The organism is Paenibacillus sp. FSL L8-0644, assembly GCF_038008165.1.
Classification (GTDB): Bacteria; Bacillota; Bacilli; order Paenibacillales; family Paenibacillaceae; genus Paenibacillus; species Paenibacillus polymyxa_D.
In genome coordinates this window covers 87,876-112,500 of record NZ_JBBOYN010000001.1, presented here as the reverse complement: position 1 = coordinate 112,500, position 24,625 = coordinate 87,876, and the positions used below count along the sequence as shown (strand labels likewise).

The 24,625-nt window shown below is 49.7% G+C and carries 2 protein-coding genes (1 of these 2 running past the window's edge); one reads left to right on the top strand and one right to left on the bottom strand.

Features of this window, described 5'->3' with window-relative positions; all coding sequences use genetic code 11:
* On the top strand, positions 1 to 719 hold the 3' portion of the coding sequence (locus NSS94_RS00420; protein WP_341038280.1) for an alpha/beta hydrolase. The gene continues 316 nt to the left of window position 1, outside the view; the window shows 719 of its 1,035 coding nt (coding positions 317-1,035); the start codon falls outside the window, past its left edge; its stop codon occupies positions 717 to 719.
* A gap of 110 nt (positions 720 to 829) precedes the next feature.
* Here the strand turns inward: NSS94_RS00420 and NSS94_RS00415 are convergent, their stop codons facing one another.
* On the bottom strand, positions 830 to 24,559 hold the full coding sequence (locus NSS94_RS00415) for a non-ribosomal peptide synthase/polyketide synthase (RefSeq protein WP_341038279.1): 23,730 nt from the start codon (positions 24,557 to 24,559) through the stop codon (positions 830 to 832).
* Between the last annotated feature and the right edge of the window lie 66 nt (positions 24,560 to 24,625).

Below are 24,625 nucleotides of genomic sequence, written 5' to 3'. Positions count from 1 at the left end.
AGGCTGCTACTCCACGAACCGGGGAAAACATCGTTCGGGAGCTTCATCTCGCCTTAAAAAACGCAGACATCCAAGCTCCTTATATCCTGGTAGGCCATTCTCTCGGAGGGATGTACTCAAGACTGTACGCGCAGACCTACAAAGACGAAGTGGCAGGATTGGTTCTGGTGGATGCCAGGCCTGAGAATGACGCTCGCCGGACAAATGAGATCTATGCCAAAGAACGACCTAAGGTCAATCCCTCCCCGTTAATATCCATTCTCCTGGAAAAGTCAGGAGCATTTCGCCTGTTTCCCAATTTTATGCTAACGGGTCGAGTCGAATATCAAGATAGAAACTCTTTTGTGAATATTGTCGCTTCTTCTAAGTACTTTCGATCTGTTGCGGAGGAAGGTGATCTAGCAAGCACTACCGAAGATGCCATACGGGGACAGCATCTGGGCAACCTCCCTGTACGTGTAATTGCCCGGGGCGTTCAACAAGATTTGACTCAGTTCGGTATTAGTAAGCGCGGAAATGATCAGATCGAACAAAGCTGGCAAATGGGACAGCGCGAGATGCTTAACATCTCTACAAACAGCAAATTTATTGTTGCCAAGAAGAGCGAGCATATGATCATCCATGATCAACCGGAGCTTGTCATCCAGGTCATCCGTGAACTCATCACCGACACCAGTCATTTTCAGTCAACCATGTCTAGAACATACACAGACAATTAGGGACTTTATATGTTAAGGACAGCATAAAAAAACAAAAGACGCCCCGAGTTCCTTCTATATAAAGGAATCCGGGCGTCTTTGCTACCCTATACTATTCTCGTTGATTGATCTTAGGACAGAATAGGCTTGTTTTTAGATGAGGCTTCTGCAATTTTACCAAGTATTTGTTTCAGTACTTTAGCATTTTCCCCGACAAAACCGGAATCAAGCAGCACATCATGCGTTCCGATGACTTCGTATTCTTTGTATTGACCATGCGTCGCCTTTTGCCATAACAATTTATCTAATGATGTATCTGGACCAATACTATCATCCTCCGCAATCAGAGCATGGATATTCGCATGAACTTCACCTGCGTTAATAAGCTCATCGCGGTAGGTGGAGTACACCAACATTTTGTCCATGACTCGCTCCCTGTCGGCTGGATCGGCGAGGAATACTTTGTACTGCTCCCTAATGCTATCCAGCACCGTCTCGACAATCTCTTCAAGCTCCTCAGGTGTCGATTCATCCTTGGACATCTTTCTCATAGCATCTACCATAATAATGTCACCAACATGGTAGCCTCGGCTTTCCATAGCTTTAGCTACCTCGAAGGCGAGATTTCCTCCAAGTGAGTATCCAAGGAATACATATGGGCCCTCGGCTTGAATGTTCACGATGGCATCGATGTATCGATCCAGCATATCTTGGCCCTGAAAACGATCGCCGATAAATTCCATCCCGTACACCTCGCAAAGCCCATCCAGCTCCTTGGCCATCTCATAGTACCCCAGAGAGTGACCTACCCGAGGAGGGAAGCAAAATACTTTAAGCGTTCCTTTCCCTGGGAAGTGGATAATTTCCATTTCTTGTTCGTCGGCAGTAGTTGTTGCCTGCAGCTTGAAAATTTCATGCGCCATTTCTTCCACAGTCGGCAGATTAAACACGGCCTGGAGTGGGAGATGGACGCCCATATTAGACGAGATCCTTTGGATCAAGCCCAATACTTTCAGGGAATGGCCCCCAAGGTCAAAGAAATGATCTCTGATCCCGATTTCCTGTACGCCGAGCACCTCGGACCAAATCTGAGCGAGCTCGACTTCTGTCTGCGTACGTGGCGCGATATACTCCGCTGTGCTCCGCAGAAGGATTTCTGGTGCCGGTAGCGCTTTGCGATCCAATTTGCCATTCGGATTCAGCGGCATTTGTGCGAGCTGTACGAAAGCAGACGGAATCATATAGCTTGGCAGCTCGCTGCCCAGTGCTTCGCGTAATACGCCCGCTGCGAGCCCTTCCTCGGCCACAAAGTATGCGCACAGCTGAGTACTTCCGCTGGAGTCAGCCAGTGCTAGAACAACCGCTTCCTGCACCGATGGCACCCTCAGAATTTGTGCCTCCACTTCTCCCAGCTCAATGCGGTAACCCCGGATTTTTACCTGGTGATCGATCCGTCCCAAATACTCAATATTCCCGTCTGGCAGCCATCGGGCCAAATCGCCCGTTCGGTAAATCCGTGCTCCCGGTTTGTACGGGTGAGGAATGAACTTCTCTGCGGTCAGGTCCGGCTGGTTGAAATACCCCCGCGCTACCCCTTCGCCTGCAATGCAGAGTTCTCCCGGTACCCCCACAGGTGATACCTGAGAAGCGCTGTCCATCATCCATACTTGGACGTTAGCGTACGGTTTGCCGATCGGCACATGCGTTAGAGCCGCAGTCTCAGGGCTAGTTGTATATCGGGTCGCATATACGGCCGCTTCGGTAGGACCATAGATATTCTCCAGTACTGCGTGTGGAGATACTTTATAGTACTCTTCTACAAGTTTGGCAGGCAGCGTCTCGCCGCAGGCAAACAGGTATTTCAGAGTAAGGAATCCTTGGGTGCCGCTTTCTTTCAAGTATTGAACGAGCACACTGAGCATCGATGGCACCAAATTAAGATGCGTGATTCGGTTCGTATCCACAGCCTCCAGCAGTGCCATCGGGTCTTTGTCCACGCCTTGTGGCAGGATCACGAGAGTCCCCTGTCCAAAGAACCAGCAGAACAGCTCTGGCACAGAGAAGTCAAAGGTGAATGTCGTTTTGAGCAGGAAACGGTCGCCTGCCAACATCGGATATTCAGCTTCCAGCTGACTCAGCGTATGGACGGCAGAGCGGTGTTCAATCATTACACCTTTCGGCTTGCCGGTTGAACCTGACGTGTAAATGATATACGCCAGATGCTCCGGCCCCGCAATTGGCTCCAGATTCGAGCTATCCTCATGGTACGCCTGCGGATCATCAAGTGCCAGGATCGTGCCAGTGAACGGGAACCGATCTTTAAGATGGTTCTTCGTCAGCAGAAGCTTCGCCCCCGAATCCTCCAGCATGTGGCGAATACGGTCTTCTGGGAACTCCGGATCAATCGGTACATAGGCCCCACCAGCTTTTAGAATGGCATGGATACCAATGATCATCTCAAGCGAGCGCTCGACCATGATGCCAACTGGTTGGTCCGGTCTGACCCCTTGGGCACGCAGTGTACGTGCAAGACGGTTCGCCTGCTGATGAAGTTCTCCATAGGTAAGCTTCGTTTCTCCGTAAACAAGTGCTGTACGATCCGGTGTGAGCGCAGCTTTTTCCTCAAATATGCCGTGGAGGGTCTGCTCACGCGGATAAGGAGCTACTGTATCTCCCCACACCTCTATTATTTGTGATTTCTCTTCTGGCGTGATCAGTTCCAGCTCATCAATACGGATAGCAGGTTGTACAGATACGCTTGTCAGAATTCTCGTCAAGTGTCCTTGAATCCGTTCCACGCTCTCCCGGTCATAGACGCGAGCATTATATCGATACAAGAACTCCAGACTACGTCCCGGCAGCACAATAAGGTTAAAATCATAATTCGTCTGTTCAAACATCTGAACATCTGTAATTTTGTATTCAGCCTCTTCACTGGCAATTTTCTCTTCCAGATGCTCTTCTACCGGGTAATTTTCGAACACCATAATATGAGAAATCAAATCTTGCTTTTGTTCGCTCTGTGCTTGAATCTCATAGAGCGGATAGGAATCATAAGCATGTCCTGCCAAATATAATTCCTGCTGTCTTTTCATCACATGGGAGAACGTATCGCTTCCCTCGGCCTGAACCCGAACTGGAACTGTATTAATGAAGAGACCGATCATGCTTTCGATACCCGGAATCTCGGCAGGTCTTCCCGATACCACACTTCCGAAGACGATATCCTGGCTTCTATTGTAGCGCTGCAGCACGATTCCCCAGGCTGCTTGCATCAGCGTATTCATTGTCACCTGATGCTGTTTGGCCACCTGTTCCAGGCGATCGGTCAGTTCCGCATCCAACGTGAATACCAGCTTCTCCGACACATAGGCCTCTGCTTTTGCCGATGGCTGTGTGATGGCTTGTGGCAGCTTCGTCTGCTGCTCGTAGCCTTTCAGGTACCCTCTCCAGTAAGAGGATGCCTCTTCCTCGCCTTGTTTCTCCAACCATTGAATGTACTGGCTGTACGATGCTGCTACAGGAAGCTCAGGTTCCCTTTGCTCACGTAGAGCTCCGTATGTTTCAAACACTTCCTGGAGCACAAGTGGCATACACCAGCCATCCAAAATGATGTGATGAGAGCTCCACAACAGATGGTAATGCTCTTTTGCAGTACGTAGAATAGCAACACGCAGCAAGGCTTCATTCGCAAGATCAAAGCCTCTTGCTTTGTCTTGGGCAACATAAGCTGCAAGACGCGCTTCTATTTCAGCGGAATCCAGCTCATGCAAATCCTCGTATACGAAATCGCATGCTCTTTCTTTGAACACAATCTGTATAGGGAAATCGCCCCATCCAGCATGGAAATTCGTTCTCAATATGGCATGCCGTTTCATCAGTTGCTGTAAGCTGCGTTTGAAAACCTCAGGATAGAACACTCCCTGAATTTCAAATGTGGCCTGCTCAAAGTAGACCTCTGAATGAGCCTCCAGCAAGCTGTGGAACAACATCCCCTTTTGCATCGGCGTCAGTTTATACATATTCTCAATACTACCGATATGCCGTGTCTGCTCTTCTAACTCCTCAATCTTTTCCAAGCTGATATCTTTGAGGAGTACATCGCTTGGTGTTAGTTCTGTTCTTTCCTTACTTACGCAATGTCCAATGACTTCACTAAGACAGTTCTTCAGAATGCCAACAAACTTAGCCACGGACTCCCCGTGGAACTGATGATGGTTATAGCTGACCGAGAGTTGAAGCTGCCCTTCGGCAATCAGTCCATTAATGTTCAATGCCTGATGCTGCACCATCTGCTCACTGACCTCAGGTCCTACGGAGTAAGGCGATACTTCCATCGTCCCTCCTGCAAGATCCTGATCGAACTGACCCAAGTAGTTGAACGTAATCTCCGGTTCAGCCGAGAAGGAGGAGGTATCGGGACTGTCGCTTAAATATTTCAAAATCCCATATCCGACACCTTTGTTCGGGATACGACGCAAGCCTTCCTTTACATGCTTGATTCTGGCCCCGATCTCCAATTCCCCGTCCATCTCAAGGGCGACAGGGTATTGACTTGTAAACCAGCCTATTGTGCGAGTAATATCCAGTTCCGGTACAACAGGCTCCCGCCCATGTCCCTCCAGAAGGATGCCTACACGTTCGATTCCCGTCCACTCGTGAACAGCCATACCAAGGGCTGTCAGGAGCAGATCGTTGACCTCCGTATTGTAAGTACGGTTCGCTTCTTTCAGGAACTGCTCTGTCTCTTCTGGTGACCATCTGACCGTGATAGCCTCGCTATCCTTGATGAGAAGTGCGCCATCTACCTTGTCTTTGGGAAGAGGGACAAAGCCATCTCCTTCTACCTCTGCCCAATAGCTGAGTTCTTGTTCAGCCGCCGGGCTGTTAGCAAATTGTGTGATTCCCTCAACCCATGCACGGTACGAATCCGTCTTCTGCGGAAGCTTGACTGCTTCTCCACGTGCTGCCTGCTCGTAGCCTTCCTGCAGGTCCTCAAAGAGGATACGCCAGGATACGCCATCCACAGCCAGATGATGAATAACGATCAACAGATGTTCGCCTTCCGCACAGCGGAACAGACCCAGTCTAAAGAGAGGTCCATCCTCCAGAGAGATGCTGCGCTGAATGGCTTCCGCACCCGCTTCTATTGCTGAAGCCGGGTCTGTCTCATCCCGCAGGTCGTGGATTTGGAGGCTATAGAGTTCACCCTCACCTACGCTCCGGTTCCAGGCCTCCAATCCCTGCTCTCCTTGGCGGAACACCAGTCGTAAAGCATCATGATGCTCTGCAATTGTCCGAACAACCTCGGCGAGCGCATCGGTATTGAAGCCATCCCGTCGGTACAACATGACCGACTGATTAAAGTGATGCAGATCCATTGACTGTTCATCGAAGAATCTGTGCTGAGCAGGTCCCAGTCTTACCGATCCGTGTACCTCGCCTTGGTCCGCAATTCGGCTGACCACACTAACGCGCTGCGCCAACTCTGCAATTGTCGGATAACCGAACAAATCCTTCATTTCAAGCTTGTAGCCTGCTTGAAGAAGCCTTGAGGATACTTGAATGGATTTGATCGAGTCACCTCCAAGTTCAAAGAAATTATCATGAATGCCGACAAGCGGCACGCCAAGTACACCTTGCCAGATTGAAGCCAAAATGTTCTCCACATCCGTCCGCGGAGCGGTAAAGTCTGCTCCCGCCTTTATACCCGAGTTCGGTTCAGGCAGTGCCTTGCGATCCAGTTTGCCATTCGGTGTCAGAGGCATCACGTCCAGTTGGACGAAGTAAGACGGAATCATATATGCAGGCAGTCCGGCAGACAGTTCGTTTCTCAGCTCGCTGACAGACATTTCACGATCCGCTACAAAGTAAGCACACAGAGACTTCTGTCCATTGGCGTCTGCCCACGCAACAACGAGAGCTTCCTCGACAAGGGGCATATCCAGCAACTTGGCCTCAATCTCACCAAGCTCAATACGATAGCCCCGTATTTTGACTTGATGGTCAATACGCCCAATGTACTCAATGTCTCCATTAGGAAGGCGACGAGCCAAATCTCCGGTGCGATACATATTTCCTTCCGCAGCGAACGGATTCCTAATGAATTTTTCTGCGGTAAGATCCGGACGGTTCAGGTATCCACGGGCTACCCCGTCCCCGGCGATGTACATTTCGCCCTCCACACCTAACGGTACGAGACGAAGCTGTTCATCCAGGATATGAATGTATATATTGTCTGACGGCAAACCAATCGGTACGGATTCCCGTGTATCCTTCGCAGGATCATACAGGTGAATCATGCAACCGACGACGGTTTCGGTTGGACCGTATTCATTGTAGATTTTGATATTGCCACCAAAGAGGTCGGTAATCGTTTTTGACAAATGTGTGGTCAGATTCTCTCCACCCACAATAAGCTGCTGAATGCGACTCTCTACCGGGATGGTCATATCTTTAATCAGACTGAGATGCGTCGGCGTCAGCTTGAGAATATCCACCGCATTTTCGCGCAAAATATGCTGAACAACCTCCGCTTTATCTATACCATCATAAATCCGTACTATTCCTCCATTTATTAACGGAGTAAACATTGATGTCATCGTCAAGTCAAACGAAATGGACGAATACAGCGGGAAGTCCGTTGGTTGCCCTGCACAATAGACTTTATTGGCCCACCAGATGTAGTTCACGATTCCTTTATGGTTAATCATGGTTCCCTTCGGATTTCCTGTTGTACCCGAAGTATAGATTAGATACACCAAATCGTTTCCTCTCACAGGAATATTAGGATTATTCACTCCGTCTCCGTAGATGTGCGGAGAATCCAACTCCATAACCATTCCCTCAAAGGAAGCTAGTTTCGTCAGGTGGCTCTGTGTGAGCAGAATCTCAGCGCCAGAGTCCTTCAGAATATACTGAATCCGCTCCTGCGGATATTCAGGATCAATCGGTACATAGGCTCCACCCGCTTTGAGCACACCCATGATAGCGACAAGCAGCTCCATAGACCGATCCGCCAACAGCCCCACTACTTGTTCACTCCGTAGTCCTTGGGCTATCAAGGTGGAAGCTAGTCTGTTCGCCTGCTCGTTCAGCTCCCGATATGTGATCTGGATGTCGCCGCTTATTGCCGCGATCTTATCCGGCGTACAAGCCACCTGTTCCTCAAACAAGGTATGCAGGCCCTGATCACTTGGGTAGACATGAGCCTTGCCACCCCAGTCAAGCAGGTTTGTCCGTTCCTCTGGTGTTACAATCTCCAGCTCCTGTATCGTCGCTTGCGGATGAGTAGCTACCTGATCGAGCATTTGCAATAAATGTCCTCCGATTCGCACAATGCTTTCTTGCTCGTAGGCCGAAGCATTGTAGCGAATGCAGACCTTAATGTCTTCGCCTGGAATCACAACCAGGTTAAAGTCATAGTTGGTTTGTTCAAACATGGTGAAGTTGGCAACTTCGAGATTGTCCTCCGTTTGATTACCCGATTGCTCCACCTGTTCGTCGAGCGGGTAATTTTCAAAGATCATAATATGAGAAATCAGGTCCTGCTTTTGGGTTGTTTTCCCCTGAATCTCATACAGTGGATAGGTATCGTAGACACGACCAGCCAATGATTGTGCCTGTGTACGTTTCATTACCTCGACGAAAGCCTCGTCTTTGGATGACTGTACACGGATAGGTACTGTATTAATAAACAGACCCACCATATTCTCGATCCCTGCAATCTCAGCCGGTCTACCCGACACAACGCCGCCGAAAACGACATCCGAGCTGGCATTATAACGTTGAAGAATCAGTCCCCAAGCTGTCTGCATGAGTGTGTTGACGGTCACGTGATTGCGCTTCGCGACAACATCCATTTTACCGGTCAAAGATGCACCCAGATGGAGAACATGCTCTTTTAGGACATAGCCCGCTTCTTTGGCTTGAGATTTCGTTTTACCTTCCGGCAATACGGTATTCCCGTCATAATCTTCGAGATATTGGCTCCAATATGTTGAAGCTTCTTGATCATCCTGTGCATCAAGCCACTCGATATAACGGCTATAGGGCTGAGCTGGCGGCAGGACAGGCTGTAATTGCTGTTTCTTGGCAGAATAATAATCGAACAGCTCCTGTGTAATGATCGGGATACACCAGCCATCCATAACAATATGGTGGAAGCTCCACAATACAAGACAGCTTTGATCCTTCTGCAAGACGGTCACTCGCATCAGCGGATCTTCTGACAAGCTGAACCCCTTAACCATATCTTCAGCAATATAAGCCTTGATTCGGGCTTCTTGTTCCTGCATAGATGCGTCGCGCAAATCTACGTAGTGCAGAGGGATTAACCGTTGCTTAAAGACAACTTGCAGCGGTACATCCGCAATGTTGTTGTAAAAGCCGGTACGTAGTATGGCATGTCGTTGCACCAAAGCCTGGAAGCTCTCGAAGAAGATATCTACATCGAAGCTGCCACGCATCTCAAACGTTGCCTGTTCGAAGTATGAAGAGGAATCCGGCTCCAGCAGGCTGTGAAACAGCATGCCCTTCTGCATTGCCGTCAGCTTGTACACATCCTCAATCTCTCCGATATGAGCCGTCTGCGCCGTAAGTCGATCAAGCTGCTCCAATGTTAATCCTTGGAACAGAACATCACTAGGTGTAAGCTGTGAACACTCCTGAGCTACACAATGCCGGATGACCTCACTAAGGCTTGACTGTAATAATTCAGCAAAATGACTCACCGTCTCGTTACGATACTGCCTGTTGCTGTACGTAATCGTCAGTGATAGCTGTCCTTCAGCAATCATGCCATTCACATCCAGAGCATATTGCTGTGGTGTGAGATCGCTGAGCGCCTTACCGACTGAATGTGTAGACAAGCTAAGAGCATTCCCCTCCAAATCCTGGTCAAACTGTCCAAGGTAGTTGAAGGAAACTTCTGGTTCTACGCTGAATCGAGTGTCTTTTTCCGGTGCCATATATTTCAGCAGACCGTAGCCGATACCTTTGTGCGGAACCTCTCGCAAATTCTCCTTGATGCGCTTGATCCGGGTAGATACTTCCTGCCCATCTTGCAGGTTCAGCAGAACAGGGTACTGAGTTGTGAACCAGCCCACGGTACGGGTAATATCCAGATCTGGTATGATCATTTCCCGTCCATGTCCTTCAAGGTTAACCAGAACCTGCTCCATGCCTGTCCAGCGCTGAATAGCTGCTCCCAGAGCAGTCAAGAGTAAATCATTCGTCTCCGTATGATAAGCCCGGTTTGCTTGTCGCAACAGCAGCTCTGTTTCTTCAGCAGACCACGTTACCGTAACCGACTCGGTATCCCGAACGGTGCCTGGCTCCTGATCCTTATCCTTGGGCAGTGGAGCCAGAAGCGTCTCCTCAATCTGCTGCCAGTATGAACGCTCCTCGTCCAGGGCAGGACCTGCTGCATACTTCGCCGCTTGCTCGGACCATACAAGATACGAATCGGTCTTTTGCGGAAGAACAATCGTTTGTCCATTCAACGCCTGCTCGTATCCTGTTGCAATGTCTTCAAACAGGATGCGCCAGGACACACCGTCAACCAAGAGGTGATGAATGACAATCAACAAATGATCGCCATCTTCACAATGGAACAGGCCTAGCTTGAACAGTGGGCCACCTTCCAAGTCAAAGCTTGCCTGAATGGCATTGGCTTGGGCCTGAACCGCAGCTGTCTGGTCTTCCGCCTGCCGCATATCAGCAATGTCCAATGTGTAGAGCTCGCCTTCATCCGTTCCCCGATTCCAAGCTGCGTATCCAGCTTCTGTAGGCCGGAAAACCATGCGCAGCGCGTCATGATGGATCGCAATTTGGTCCATTGTCAATCGGAGTGCAGCCTCATCAAAGCCGTCTTTCCGATAGAGCATGACGGCATGATTATAATGGTGCGGCTCCGCTGTATGGCGTTCAAAGAACCAGCGCTGAATTGGCATTAACTCTGCTGCACCTTTAATTTCGCCCTGTTCCGCTGTACGTCCGGCTGCCTGAAGATACGGGCTGAGCTCGGCAATTGTCGGATATTTGAAGAGATCCTTCATCTCTAATTTATATCCAGCTTGGAACAATCTCGAGGACACTTGAATCGCCTTGATGGAGTCACCACCCAGGTCGAAGAAATGATCGTGGATGCCGACCTGCTGTGCTCCCAGCACACCTTGCCATACGGAAGCCAAAGCTTCCTCAGCCTTCGTCCTTGGCGGTTCATAAACCGCTCCAGTCTGCACATTGGCCTCCGGAGCCGGAAGCGCTTTGCGATCCAGTTTGCCATTTGGTGTCAAAGGCAGCTGTTCCAATTGCATAAAGTAAGATGGAATCATATAAGCCGGCAGTTCGGCAGCCAAGGCTTTTCTCAACTCTCCTACCGTCAGCATCTGATCGGCTGTGAAATAGCCGACAAGCACTTTTTGTCCACTTCCATCCTCTTGGGCGAGCACAACGGCCTCTCTTACAGACGGAGCATGGAGCAGCTTCGCTTCCACTTCGCCTAGCTCAATACGGTAACCACGGATTTTTACCTGATGGTCAATCCGTCCCAAATACTCCATGCTGCCATCCGGCAACCAGCGTGCCAAGTCACCCGAGCGGTACATACGCTCGCCTGCTTCGAACGGATGAGCGACAAACTTCTCTTCCGTCAATTCCGGTCGGTTCAGATAACCTCGCGCCAGACCTACGCCCGCCACATAGAGTTCACCTGGAATGCCAATCGGCTGTGGACGGCGTTGTTCATCCAAAATGTACGCTCGCAGCGTCGGAATCGTGGTGCCGATATTGCTGCGGCCCTGTTCAATTTCCAACTCTGTAATTTCCTTGTAGGTTACATGCACGGTCGTTTCGGTAATGCCGTACATGTTAATGAGCTGCACTTGCGGATACTTCGTTCTCCAGTCCTTGAGCAGGGCCGGAGCTAATGCCTCTCCACCGAAGATAATCATACGGAGGCTCAGTTCTGCCGCCTGATGACCGAGCTCTTCCTGTAGCAACTGGTAGAAGTAAGTCGGTGTCTGGTTCAAAACGGTGACCTTCTGATCCTTAAGCAATTGTAAGAAACGATCTGGACTCTTCGCGGTAAGCGATGGAACGATGACCAACCGTCCTCCGTTCAGCAATGCTCCGTACATTTCCCATACAGAGAAGTCAAAACAGAATGAATGGAACAGTGTCCACGTATCCTGAGGACCAAAGTCAAACATATTTTTATCATTAAAGAGCAAGCGAACTACATTTTTATGCTCAATCAGTGTTCCCTTTGGCTTGCCTGTCGTACCCGATGTGTAGATGACGTAGGCAAGATTCCCCGGTCCGGCTGCAGGCTCCAGGTTTGAGACATCCTCCTTGTAGGAAGCCGTTTTGTCCAGACTTACGATATCCCCGGCGAAGGAGACCCGTTGCTCCAGATGCGCTTGTGTCAGCAGTAGCTTGGCTCCTGAATCCTCAAGCATAAAGCGAATGCGGTCTTCTGGATATTCAGGATCTACAGGGACATAGGCCCCGCCTGCTTTCAAGATGGCTAAAATTCCGACCACCATTTCAAGGGAACGATCCGCCATGATTCCAGCCAAACCGTCTGGTTGCAAACCACGTTCCCTCAGCGTTCGGGCAAGTCCATTGGCCCGCTCGTTCAGCTCGATGTAGGACAGGGTTGCATCTTCACATACGACTGCCACTGCATTCGGAGTACGTGCGGCCTGCTCCTCGAACAGCGCATGGATCGTCTTGTCACGAGGATAATCTGCCTTGGCTTCGTCCGGCGCTTTCATCAGCCTTGATTTTTCCTGAGGTGTCACGATATCAAGGGATGACAACGGCAGTGCCGGATTGGCGATGGCTTCCCGAATAAGCTGTACAAAGTGGCCTGCCATCCGATCAGCAGTCTCTTGCTTGTAGATCGCAGTCGCATACTCAAGCGTGCAGTTCAATGCCCCGTCTGCTTCTTCACTCACGGTCAACGTAAGATCGAACTTGGCAGCCGGATGTACATTATCGTAAGGAGTGAAGCGCAATCCTTCTATTTCTTGTTCTCCCTGATCGATATTTTGCAGGACAAACATGGTATCAAATAGTGGGTTACGGCTCAAATCACGCTGAAGCTCCAGCTTTTCTACCAGCTCCTCGAACGGGTAATCCTGGTTTTCATAGGCCCGCAGCGCTGTTTCCCTCACTTCCTGCAGATAAGCCTCGAAAGGCTTCTCTCCTTCTGGATAAGTACGAAGTGCCACTGTGCCGACGAACATACCGATGAGGCCTTCGAGTGTCGCATGGGATCTTCCTGCCACAGGTGAACCGACGATGACATCTTCCTGACCTGTGTACTTGTGCAAGAGCGCTGTATAGGCTGCCAGCAGTACCATGAACAGAGTGGAACCCGTTCGGGTAGCCAGCTCCTGAAGTGAAGCACTCAGAGAAGAATCAATTTGGAAGTCGATTCGATCGCCCGCAAAGCTTCGCACCGCAGGACGAACTTCATCTCCTGGCAAATCCAGCACTGGCAAGCTTCCGCGGAAAGCATCCATCCAGTAAGCCTCCTGGGCCTTAAGACGCTCGCTTCCGAGCTGCTCTTGCTGCCATACCGCATAGTCTGTGTACTGGATCTGTAGCTCAGGAAGTACGTCCTCCTCTTGGTAGAAGCGGAGAAACTCTTCTATGAGAATATTCATAGAAACCCCATCTGAGACAATATGGTGCATGTCAAACAATAGTAAATGGCGCTCATGTGCAATTCGAATAAGGCCGACCCGCAGCAATGGAGCTACACCCAGATCAAAAGGACGGACGAACTGCTGAAGGGTAGCTCCTGCCTCTTCCTCGCTCAACTCCGCATATTCCACAGCAAACGGAACATCCGTCAGGAGCTGCTGTACAGGTTCACCGTTCACGGTCACAAAACGAGTACGCAGCGAACCATGACGATGAATCAGACGACGGAATGCCTGCTCTAGTCGTTCCCGATCCAAAGCTCCCTCAACGGTAAGAATACCTGGCATATTGTAGCTCAGCTCTCCACCTTCCAGCTGACTTAGAATAAACAGTCGTTTTTGGGCAGAGGACAATGGATAATGCTCTCTCGCTCCCGCTGTAGGAATTTCTTCGAAATTCAGCGGTGTATAGCCCTCAATAGCACGGGCCAATCCTTCAATAGTAGGAGACTCGAACACTGCTCTCAGACTAATCTCTCGATTCATTTCCTTGCGAATTCGTGAGACTAGCAGGGCTGCACGCAGTGAATGACCTCCAAAATGGAAGAAATTATCCTTCACTCCCGCATTCTCTACACCTAGCACCTCTTGCCAGATTTGGGCTAATTGCATTTCTACAGGTGTCTTTGGAGCCTCAGATGAAGCAACTGCCCATCCACGCTCGCCCTGCAGCGCTTTTCGATCGATTTTTCCGTTCGACGTCAGAGGCATATCGTCCATTTGTATGAAGCGGGAAGGGATCATATATCCAGGTAACATCTCCGACAGGACGGCCCGAAGTTCGGATACCTCAAGTTTCTGAGCGGCTACGAAGTAAGCGACTAGATCTTTGTAGCCATCATTGCCCTCTACAGCCATGGCCACGACTTCCTGAACGGACGGCACTCTGAGCATTTGTGCTTCTACCTCGCCTAGCTCGATACGGTAGCCGCGGATTTTGACTTGGTGATCTATTCGACCTAAGTACTCGATGGTTCCATTCGGTAACCAGCGAACCAAGTCACCCGTCCGATACATACGCTCTCCTGGAGCAAATGGATTGTCCACAAACTTCTCGTCCATTAACTCAGGCTGGTTATGATACCCCCGCGCTAACCCGATACCCGAAATGCATAGCTCTCCAGCTACACCGACAGGTTGCAATCTAAAATGGTCATCCAAGATGTACACACTATGGTTAGCAATAGGTCGTCCAATAGATACAATATCCGTTGCTCCCTCACTGTCCGGGACAGACCAGATTGTGGTGCATACGGAGTCCTCTGTTGGGCCATAGCCATTAGAGTAACGTACATGCTTCCTCCACTCTTCGATCAACTCGATCGATGCGGCCGATCCAGCGGTTAGCAAGCACCGCAGTGTTGGCAAACGCTCTGGATCAAGGTGGATAGCGTAAGCGGGTGGCAAAGTCGCTACCGTAATCCCCTTATCGTTCATGAACTGCTCGAACAGGGCATGATCTAAAATATCTTGTGGAGAAGGGATGCACAGAACAGCCCCGTGGCTCAGCGCCGTTAAAATTTCCGAAACCGATGCATCAAACGACAGGCTTGCAAACTGAACGATCCGATCCTGCGGTGTAACTTCGAAGTGTGTCCCGTATACGTCCGAAAGATTGGGTAGTCCCCGATGCTCGACTAATACGCCCTTAGGCTGACCCGTCGTACCTGAAGTGTAGATCACGTAGGCCAGATCATCCGGGCCGGCAGTAGCCTCCAAATTCGGGGTGTCGGCATCATAGGTCGATGATTCATCCAGCAGCAAAACATTTTCCGTCCATCCGAGATGCTCCAAGAGATGGGCCTGTGTAAGGATCAGCTTCGCCCCGGAATCTTCAAGCATGTAACTGATTCGTTCTTTCGGATACTCTGGATCGATTGGAACATAGGCACCCCCGGCTTTCATAATGCCGTAGATCCCAACGATCATTTCGAGCGACCGTGCAGCAATCAGTCCCACCAGATCTCCCGTCTTGATTCCCTGAGTACGGAGCCTTCTCGCCAGTCCATTGGCTTTTGCATTGAGCTCGGCGTAGGTCAGCATCTCGTCCCCAAACAAAAGGGCAGTCGCGTCTGGCGTTCGTCCCGCCTGTTCCTCCAACAGCCCGTGGAACGTGTTACATTGCTCGTAAATGCCTGGTGTATTTCCCCATACGTTCAGAATCTGTTCTTTCTCCTGCGGCGTGACTAATTCTAGAGCATCCACGGAAATTGCAGGATTCTCCACAATTTGTTCCATCAGGTGGAACAAGTGGCCCTTGATTTGCTCGATCGTGGCTGGATCATAGACGAGCGCATTGTATTGGAACAACAATCTCATCTCTTTGCCCGGTAGAACAATTAAGTTAAAATCGTAATTCGTTTGTTCAAGAAGCTCCGCTTCCTCAATCTCAAAGGCAGCCTCACCACCTCCCAAACGCTCTACTTCCTCTTCCACAGGATAATTCTCAAACACCATAATATGAGAGATGAGATCCTGCTTTTGGTCCGTCTGAGCCTGAATCTCAAACAACGGGTAGGTGTCATACATATGAGAAGCCATATACTGCTCCTGCTGTTGCTTCATCAGGACTGTGAAGGGGAGATTCTCTTCCGTCTTCACACGAACTGGTATTGTATTAATGAACAAACCGATCATCCGATCAATGCCCGGAATTTCTGCTGGTCTGCCTGATACTACACTTCCGTATACAACATCCCGACTACCGTTATAGCGTTGAAGCGCAACGCCCCAGATGGACTGCAGCAATATATTCATCGTGACATGAGCATCTCTGGCCACCTTTTCCAGGCGTTCAGTCAATTCCCTGCTGACAGGATAATTCAGCTTCTCTGCTACATAGCCTTCTCCTTTAGCTGCTCCACCGACTTGAGGTAAAAGCGTCTGTTGTTCATAACCGGCCAGATATCGGCTCCAATAGTCGGCCGCAGCTGCTTCATCCTGCTGTTCGAGCCATTCAATATACCGGCTATACGGCTGAACCTCTGCCAGGTGAGGCTCTCTTCCTTCCAGGAGCGCAAAATAGTGTTCAAATACCTCCTGCGTAATTAACGGAACACACCACCCATCCATGACGATGTGGTGAAAGCTCCATAAGAGACGGAAGCTCTCTTCATCTGTGTGCAAAATGGATACACGCAGAAGCTCATCTTCAGCCAGGTTAAAGCCCAGTGCTTTATCCTTAGCACCAAATGTCTTCAGGTAAGCTTCGCGCTGCGATGCATTCATCTCCCGCAGGTCTTCGTACACCAATTTAGCGCCTCTGTGCCGAAATACAACCTGCAAAGGCTCGCTGCCCCATCCGCTGTAAAAGTTCGTACGCAGGATAGCATGACGCTCCACCACTGCATCCAGACTGTGTCCGAAGGCGGTCGGATCAAAGCTACCCTTAAAGTCAAAGGCAGCCTGCTCAAAATAAGCACCCGTATGCGGCTCAAACATATCATGGAACAGCATGCCCTTCTGCATCGGTGTCAGACTATATACATTCTCAATATCGCCTATGTGGCTGGTCTGCTTAGAAAGCTCCTCCAGGTCGGCAATGCTTAGACCCTTCGCAAGCACGTCGCTTGGTGTCAATACGGTTTTCTCTTGGGTTACGCAATGCTGGAGAAGCTCCCGCAGGCTTTCTTCAATATATCCAGCGAGCTGTTCCATCGTAGATGACTTATACTGTTTTCCGTTATAAGTCATCGTCAGAGTCAGGGCTCCGTCCGTCACCATGCCATTGATATCTAGCGTATAGGCCGGTTCCTCCAACAAGCTTTGCGCGCTTCCGGTCGGATAAGGAGAGATCTGCAATGAGCCTCCTTGCAAATCCTGATCAAATTGCCCCAGATAGTTAAAAGAAATCTCAGGTTGCAAGCTGAAGCTATCTTCATCCAACTGACTTGCCACCGTTTTGAGCAACCCGTAGCCAATACCTTTGTTCGGAATTCGGCGCAACCCTTCTTTCACAGACTTGATCAAGGAGGCCACTTCCGAGTTATCCCCCAAGTCTAAAATCACCGGATATTGACTTGTAAACCAGCCGACGGTACGGGTGATGTCAATATTCGGTATAATCGGCTCACGACCGTGCCCTTCCAGATTCACAGCAACCTTTTCGATCCCAGACCACTTGGATATCGCCATGCCTAGAGCAGTCAATAGCAAATCATTCGTCTCTGTTTGATAAGCACGGTGGGCTTTTCTCAACAATTGGTCGGTTTCTTCTATAGTCCATTGTGCTGTTACTACTTTGCTATCCTGTAAAAGAAGGCTTTCCACAGCCTCATCCTTCGGCAACTGTTCGAGTGGCTGATCCTTCAGCTCTCTCCAATACGCCCGATGAGTCTCCATTTCAGGGCCTTCCGAATAACGAGCAAGGGCGTCACCCCAGTCACGGAAGGAATCCGTCTTCTGCGGGAGTGTCAGTGCTTGGCCTTGAATCACCTGCTCATAGCCTGCTGCGATGTCCTCGAACAAAATCCGCCAGGATACTCCGTCCACCACCAAATGGTGGATCACGATCAGAAGGTGGTCTCCATCCTGACAATGGAAAAGCCCTAACTTCAGCAGCGGGCCTTCTGCCAGATGGATACTGCGCTGAATGTCATCCGACAGCGATGTAATGGCTGCAGTCGGATCGGATTCATTCCGTAAATCAACGGTGAACAGGCTATAAAGCTCTCCTTCTTCAAGATCACGATTCCAAGCTTCGTAGCCATGCTCTGTCTGACGGAAAACCATACGAAGGGCGTCATGATGCTCAGCAAGTTTTCTCAGCACCTGATGCAAGGCCTTTTCCTCAAATCCCTGTTCACGATACAGCATAACCGCTTGATTGAAGTGATGAGGCTCTGCCTGCTTCCGGCCAAAGAACCACTGTTGGACTGGAGTCAAGCGAGTCGCTCCACGCACAACTCCCTGTTCAGCCATGTGCACAGCCGTCTGTATTTCCGCGCCTAGCTCGGCAATGGTTGGCGATTTGAACAGTTGCTTCATCTCTAACCGATAGCCGGCCTGCAGTAACCGTGACGACACCTGAATGGCCTTGATGGAATCTCCACCCAATTCAAAGAAATTGTCATGGATACCCACCTGTTCCGCACCCAGCACCCCTTGCCAGACAGACGCCAAAGCTTCTTCGGCCGGTGTACGAGGAGCTGTATACTTCCGTCCTGTATGCGCACCTACTTGCGGAGCCGGCAGAGACCTGCGGTCCACTTTTCCGTTTGACGTTAATGGCATACGATCCATCTGAATAAAATAGGATGGCATCATATAGCCCGGAAGTACCTGCGATAGGGCAAGGCGTACTTCGCCTGCCGTGAGCGCACGATCCGCCACATAATAAGCGCAAAGCTGCTTCTCTCCAAGCTCATCCGCGCGAACGACCACTACGGCGTCGATTACTGACTCCACCTTGGCCAGTTGGGCCTCGATTTCAGGGAGTTCGATGCGGTAACCACGTATTTTGACCTGCTCATCAATTCTTCCTTTAAACTCCAAATTCCCATCTGGAAGCCAGCGTACCAAATCCCCAGTTCTGTAGCAGGGTTCTCCGTCCTTCACAGGACTAGGGACAAATTTCTCTGCTGTGAGATCAGGACGATTGAGATATCCGCGCGCTACACCTTCACCGCCGACAATGAGTTCACCCCAAGCACCAATAGGCTGTAATTGCAGCGATCCATTGACCACATAAGCGGTCGAATTACTAATTGGGCGACCAATCGGTACGACCCCTTCGGCACGACCTGGAATCTCGTAGGTGGTGGAGAAGGTCGTATTCTCTGTCGGACCATAGCCATTGATAGGGACAAGATCAGGATTAGCCTCGATTACACGATTCATATGAGATATGGACAGTACGTCACCGCCGACTAGTAATGCTTTGAGCCCTCTGAACAGGTACTCATCCTGCAGGGAAAGCTGATTGAAAAGCGGTGAAGTAAGCCACAATGTCGTAATCCCGTACTTGGCAATAGCTGCTTTGAGCCTATCGGCAATCAGAATGTCGTCATTCTCTACGAAATAGAGCTGTCCACCGTTAAGCAAAGCTCCCCATATCTCGAATGTAGAAGCATCAAAGACCACTGCTCCCGTTTGCAAAATCCGTGTAGATTCATTCAGCTCCACATAGTTGGTCTCTTTGACCAGACGAACCACGTTCCGGTGTTCAACCATAACGCCCTTCGGTCTACCCGTCGTACCCGATGTATAGATGACATAAGCAAGCCCCTGCGATCCTTGGGCAGTCTCCGGCTGGGCAGGTTCAGCTGCATAAGCCTCTTCACTGCTAAGATCGACAATCGGTATACCGTAGTCTACATTTATAAGCTCGCTCTTTTGCACCAATAATAGCTTGGCGTCGGAATCATTAAGCATATAACGCACACGATCTTCCGGGTAATCAGGATCAATCGGCACATAGGCTCCACCCGCTTGAAGCACCGCGAGCATACCAATGACCATTTCGATGCTTCGTCCGCCCATCACGGCCACAGGCTGCTCCCTCAACGTTCCCAAACGACGCAGTGTTTGGGCCAGTCGGCTCGCCTTGTCTTCCAATTCAAGGTACGTTAGCTGGACATCGCCGAATACAAGCGCCGTCTGTTCCGGTGTACGCTTGACTTGTTCTGCGAACAGCTCATGAATGGTCTTGTGGCTTGGATAAGGAGTCGATGTCGCGTTAAATACTTCAACGATCTGTACTTTCTCCTCCGGTGTGATCATTTCTATCTCGGCCAGTTGCAACTGGGGATTGGCCGAGACTGCGTGCAGAATCCGGAGCAAGTGCGTTGCAAGTCGCTCTACACTTTCACGCCGATATAAAGCCGTACTATACTCGAGGCCAAAGGCTAATTTTGAGCCCTTCTCCTCTACATTGAGGGACAGGTCAAATTTGGCTGTGACGGTGTCCATCAAGTAAGGAGTAAAGTGCACTCCGTCCATTTCCTGCTCTTCCTGCTCGGTATTTTGTAATACCAATAGGGTGTCAAAGAGCGGATTGCGGCTGACATCACGTCCTACGCCCAGCTTTTCGACCAATTTTTCAAAAGGGTAATCCTGATGCTCAAACGCCTTGAGCGCTGTTTCCTTGATTTCCAGAAGATAATCCTGAAAGGTTTTATCTCCTGCCGGGTAGCTGCGCAAGGCCAGTGTGTTGACAAACATTCCGATGATACCCTCAAGCTCAGCCTGCGGCCTTCCGGCTACTGGAGAACCTACGACGATGTCCTCCTGTCCTGTATATTTGTGCAGTAGTACCGAATAAGCAGCCAGCAATACCATATACAGTGTAGTACCTGTACGGGATGCAAGCTCTTGTATTGCCTTATTTCCAGACTCATCCAATGTAAAATCAATTCGGCTCCCCTCGAAGCTTCGAACCGAAGGTCGTTGGAAGTCTGTAGGCAGATCCAATACTGGCAACTCTCCTTCAAAGGCTTGCAGCCAATATTTCTCAAGATCTTGCCATTGGTTCTCTGACTGTTCCCGTTGCCATACGGCATAATCCTTGTACTGGATCTGCAGCTCTGGTAGCTGTTCTCCTTGATACAAATGAGTAAGTTCCTCTATCAATATTTGAATAGAAACCCCATCTGAAATGATGTGATGCATATCAAACAGCAACAGATGACGCTCCTCCTGGAGCTTCGCCAAGCTAACACGCAGTAATGGAGCCTGACTCAGATCAAAGGCACGAATAAAGCTGTGAATGAGCGTATCCGTCTCCTCCACCGAAGCCTCTGTGTAGTTCAACACGAACGGCACATTCCTATGCACACGCTGAACAAGCTCTCCATCCTGCATATAAAAGCCGGTTCTCAGGGATTCATGGCGCTGGATCAGTGCCTGGAACGCAGACTCCAGCCGCGTGCGATCCAACGGTCCATCCACCGTGAAGACCCCTGGCATATTGTAGCTGAGCTCTCCCCCATCCATCTGTCTCAGCACGTATAACCGCTTTTGCGCTGAGGACACTGGGTAAGCTTCGCTTTCCGCCGCCTGTGGGATGGATTCGTACATGGTTGGAATGTGTTTCTTCACAAGTTGCGCCAAGGATTCGACTGTAGGTGACTGAAACACCTCACGCAGCGAAATGCTACATCCCAATTCTTTGTGAATCCGTGAAACGAGCACTGTTGCCCGCAAGGAGTGACCCCCAATTTCAAAGAAATTATCCCTGACACCAACGCGGGTAACACCCAAGATATCTTGCCAAATGAGTACCATCTGAGCTTCCACAGCAGTTCTCGGAGCCAAATAAGCCTCGCCGGATTGTACGCTGCTTTCAGGAGCCGGCAACGCACGGCGATCCAGTTTGCCATTTGGCGTAAGCGGCATTTGCTCCAGCCGGACAAAATAAGAAGGAATCATGTAAGCGGGGAGTTCCGCCGCCAGCTGAGACCGCAATTCTCCCGGCGAAAGGTCACTGGAGGCTACATAGTAGGCGCACAGCAATTTTTGGCCCTGTTCGTCTTCCCGTGCGAGGACAATCGTTTCCCGTACGTTCGGAGCCTTGAGAATTTGGGCTTCCACCTCGCCAAGCTCAATTCGGTAGCCACGAATTTTGACCTGATGGTCGATCCGCCCCAAATATTCAATATTGCCATCAGGCAACCAACGAGCAAGATCCCCCGTTCGGTACAGCCGCTCTCCCGCCCGATAAGGATGCTCAACGAATTTTTCAGACGTCAAATCCGGCCGATTCAAATACCCACGGGCCAGACCGTCCCCCGCAATGTATAGCTCTCCCGGAACCCCAACAGGCTGCAAGCGTCTTTGCTCATCGAGAATATAAGCGCTAAGTGTGGGGATCGTTCTGCCAATATTGCTTTTCCCCGCTTCAATCTCATGTTCCGTGATTTCCTTGTAGGTGACATGGACCGTTGTTTCCGTAATTCCGTACATATTAATCAGCTGCACATCAGGATACTTGACCCGCCAGTTTCTCAGAAGAGATGGACTTAAAGCCTCTCCACCAAAAATGATTTTCCTAAGGCCAAGCTCTGTCGAAGAGTGCGTTAACTCTTCCTGTAGCACCTGATAAAAATACGTCGGCGTCTGATTTAAAATGGTGACTTGGTTATCTTTCAACAACTCCAGGAAAGCTGCTGGGCTTTTGGCTGTGAGAGATGGAACAATCACCAATTTCCCTCCATAAAGAAGCGCTCCGTACATCTCCCAAACGGAGAAATCGAAGCAGAACGAATGGAATAGCGTCCACGTATCCTGAGAGGTGAAATCAAATAAATTTTTATCGTTAAAGAGCAGTCGAACTACATTTTTGTGCTCAATCAGCGTGCCCTTCGGCTTGCCGGTTGTACCCGACGTGTAGATGACATAGGCCAGATGGTTTGGTCCCGAAATACTCTCCAGATTGGAGGCATCTCCTGTATACGTTGTAGAATCGTCCAGGCTCACAAGCTTTCCGTCAAAAGTGGTACTCTCCCACAGATGACTTTGGGTGAGCAACAGACGGACACCTGAATCCTCCAGCATATAATGGATACGCTCTTCCGGATAATCGGGGTCAATCGGTACATAGGCACCCCCTGCTTTCAAAATGGCCAACATCCCGATGACCATCTCCAAGGAACGGTCAGCCATAATCCCTACGAGCGTATCTGCCCCTACTCCCTCGGAGCGCAAATATCTCGCAAGCTGGTTAGCCTGCTCGTTTAGAGCTAGGTATGTAATGCTCTGCTCGTCCATCTGAACGGCTACATGATCTGGCGTGCGCTCGGCTTGTTCCTCAAATAAGCCATGGATGGTCTTCTCACGTGGATAATCGACTGCAGCGCCTTCCGAAAGAGCCAAAATGGATTGCTCTTCGGGTTCGCCCAATAAGTTTACCTCTGCGATAGAAAGCTGAGGTGAATGAATGATCTGCTCGGCGATCGTAAGCAACTGGGAAACCATGTCCTTAACTTCGCTGCGTTCAAACAGCTCCGTCCGATAATCGACATCCAGTACCAGTTCGCCTTCATCCAAGATCTCTACGATATGAAGTACGAAATCGTTCACTTCATCCCCGCAGAAATCATAATCTGTCAAAATACGCACATCATCCAAATCAACCCAATTGATAAGACGATATTCCATTGAAACGCCAAAAAGCCGCTGAATATCCTTGTTGCCATGCATTTCTCTAAGATCCTGAATTAACTGATTGTATGGATATTTCTGATGCCGCAGGATTGACATCTGATCTCTGGCTACATCCTGCACGAAGCTCAGCACATCCATATCCTTTTCGACGTATGTTCTGGCAGCAGCGGTGCTGACGAACATACCTATCTTTTGCTTCTCTTTTTTGTTCCCCCGGTTAGCGAACGAAGTTCCAATCACCACATCCGGCTGATTCGTCATTTTGTGTATGTAGATATACATCGCACCCATGAAGAACTGGAACAAGGAAATTCTGTTCTGTTGGCAAAATGCCTGCAGCTCGTGATACAGCACTTCTGGTACAGTAAAATGCTCCCGAACAGCGTGGGTGCTTAAAGACAATGGATTATATGACTTCCAACCCGTAAGCTCAGGCAAATCAGAAAATTTATCCAGCCAGTATGCCTTATCTTTCTGGTATCTGTCAGAAAGTTCGTATGCATTCTCATCTGCAATATATTCAATATACGAGCAATCGTCGCCCAGCTTCGGCTCATTTCCCTGAATTAACTCCATGTAAAACGCTGTTAGCTGATTGCCATAGACCACCATTGATATTCCGTCAGAAATAATATGGTGCATCTTGATATTAATCCAATACTCTTCCTCGCTAATCTTCACAATTAAAAACTGGAAGAGTTCAGAATCCAGCAGGGGCAAGGGTTTGCTTTTGTGTTGCTCAAGTAAGGCTTCCACTTCAGATATACTTTCATAGTGGGAAAGATCCAGGCACTCCAACTGTCTTTCTTCATAAGGAACGACATACTGTTGAGGCACTCCATCCACTGAGGTAATACGAATACGGAACGCATCATACTGTTTGATAATCAAATTAATAGACTGCATGAAGGCAGCGATATGGATATGCCCCTTCATCTTAGCTGTACCGGAAAGCTGTGACACTGACGTATCTGGGTAGAGTAATTCGGTATACCATATACGCTTCTGCGCATTTGTTAAATCATATAACTGCATGTCATTCATCTCATTCACTCCTATTCCATGATGTGAATATCCTCCCGCTGCACCTGGCAGTCAGGAGGACAAAAG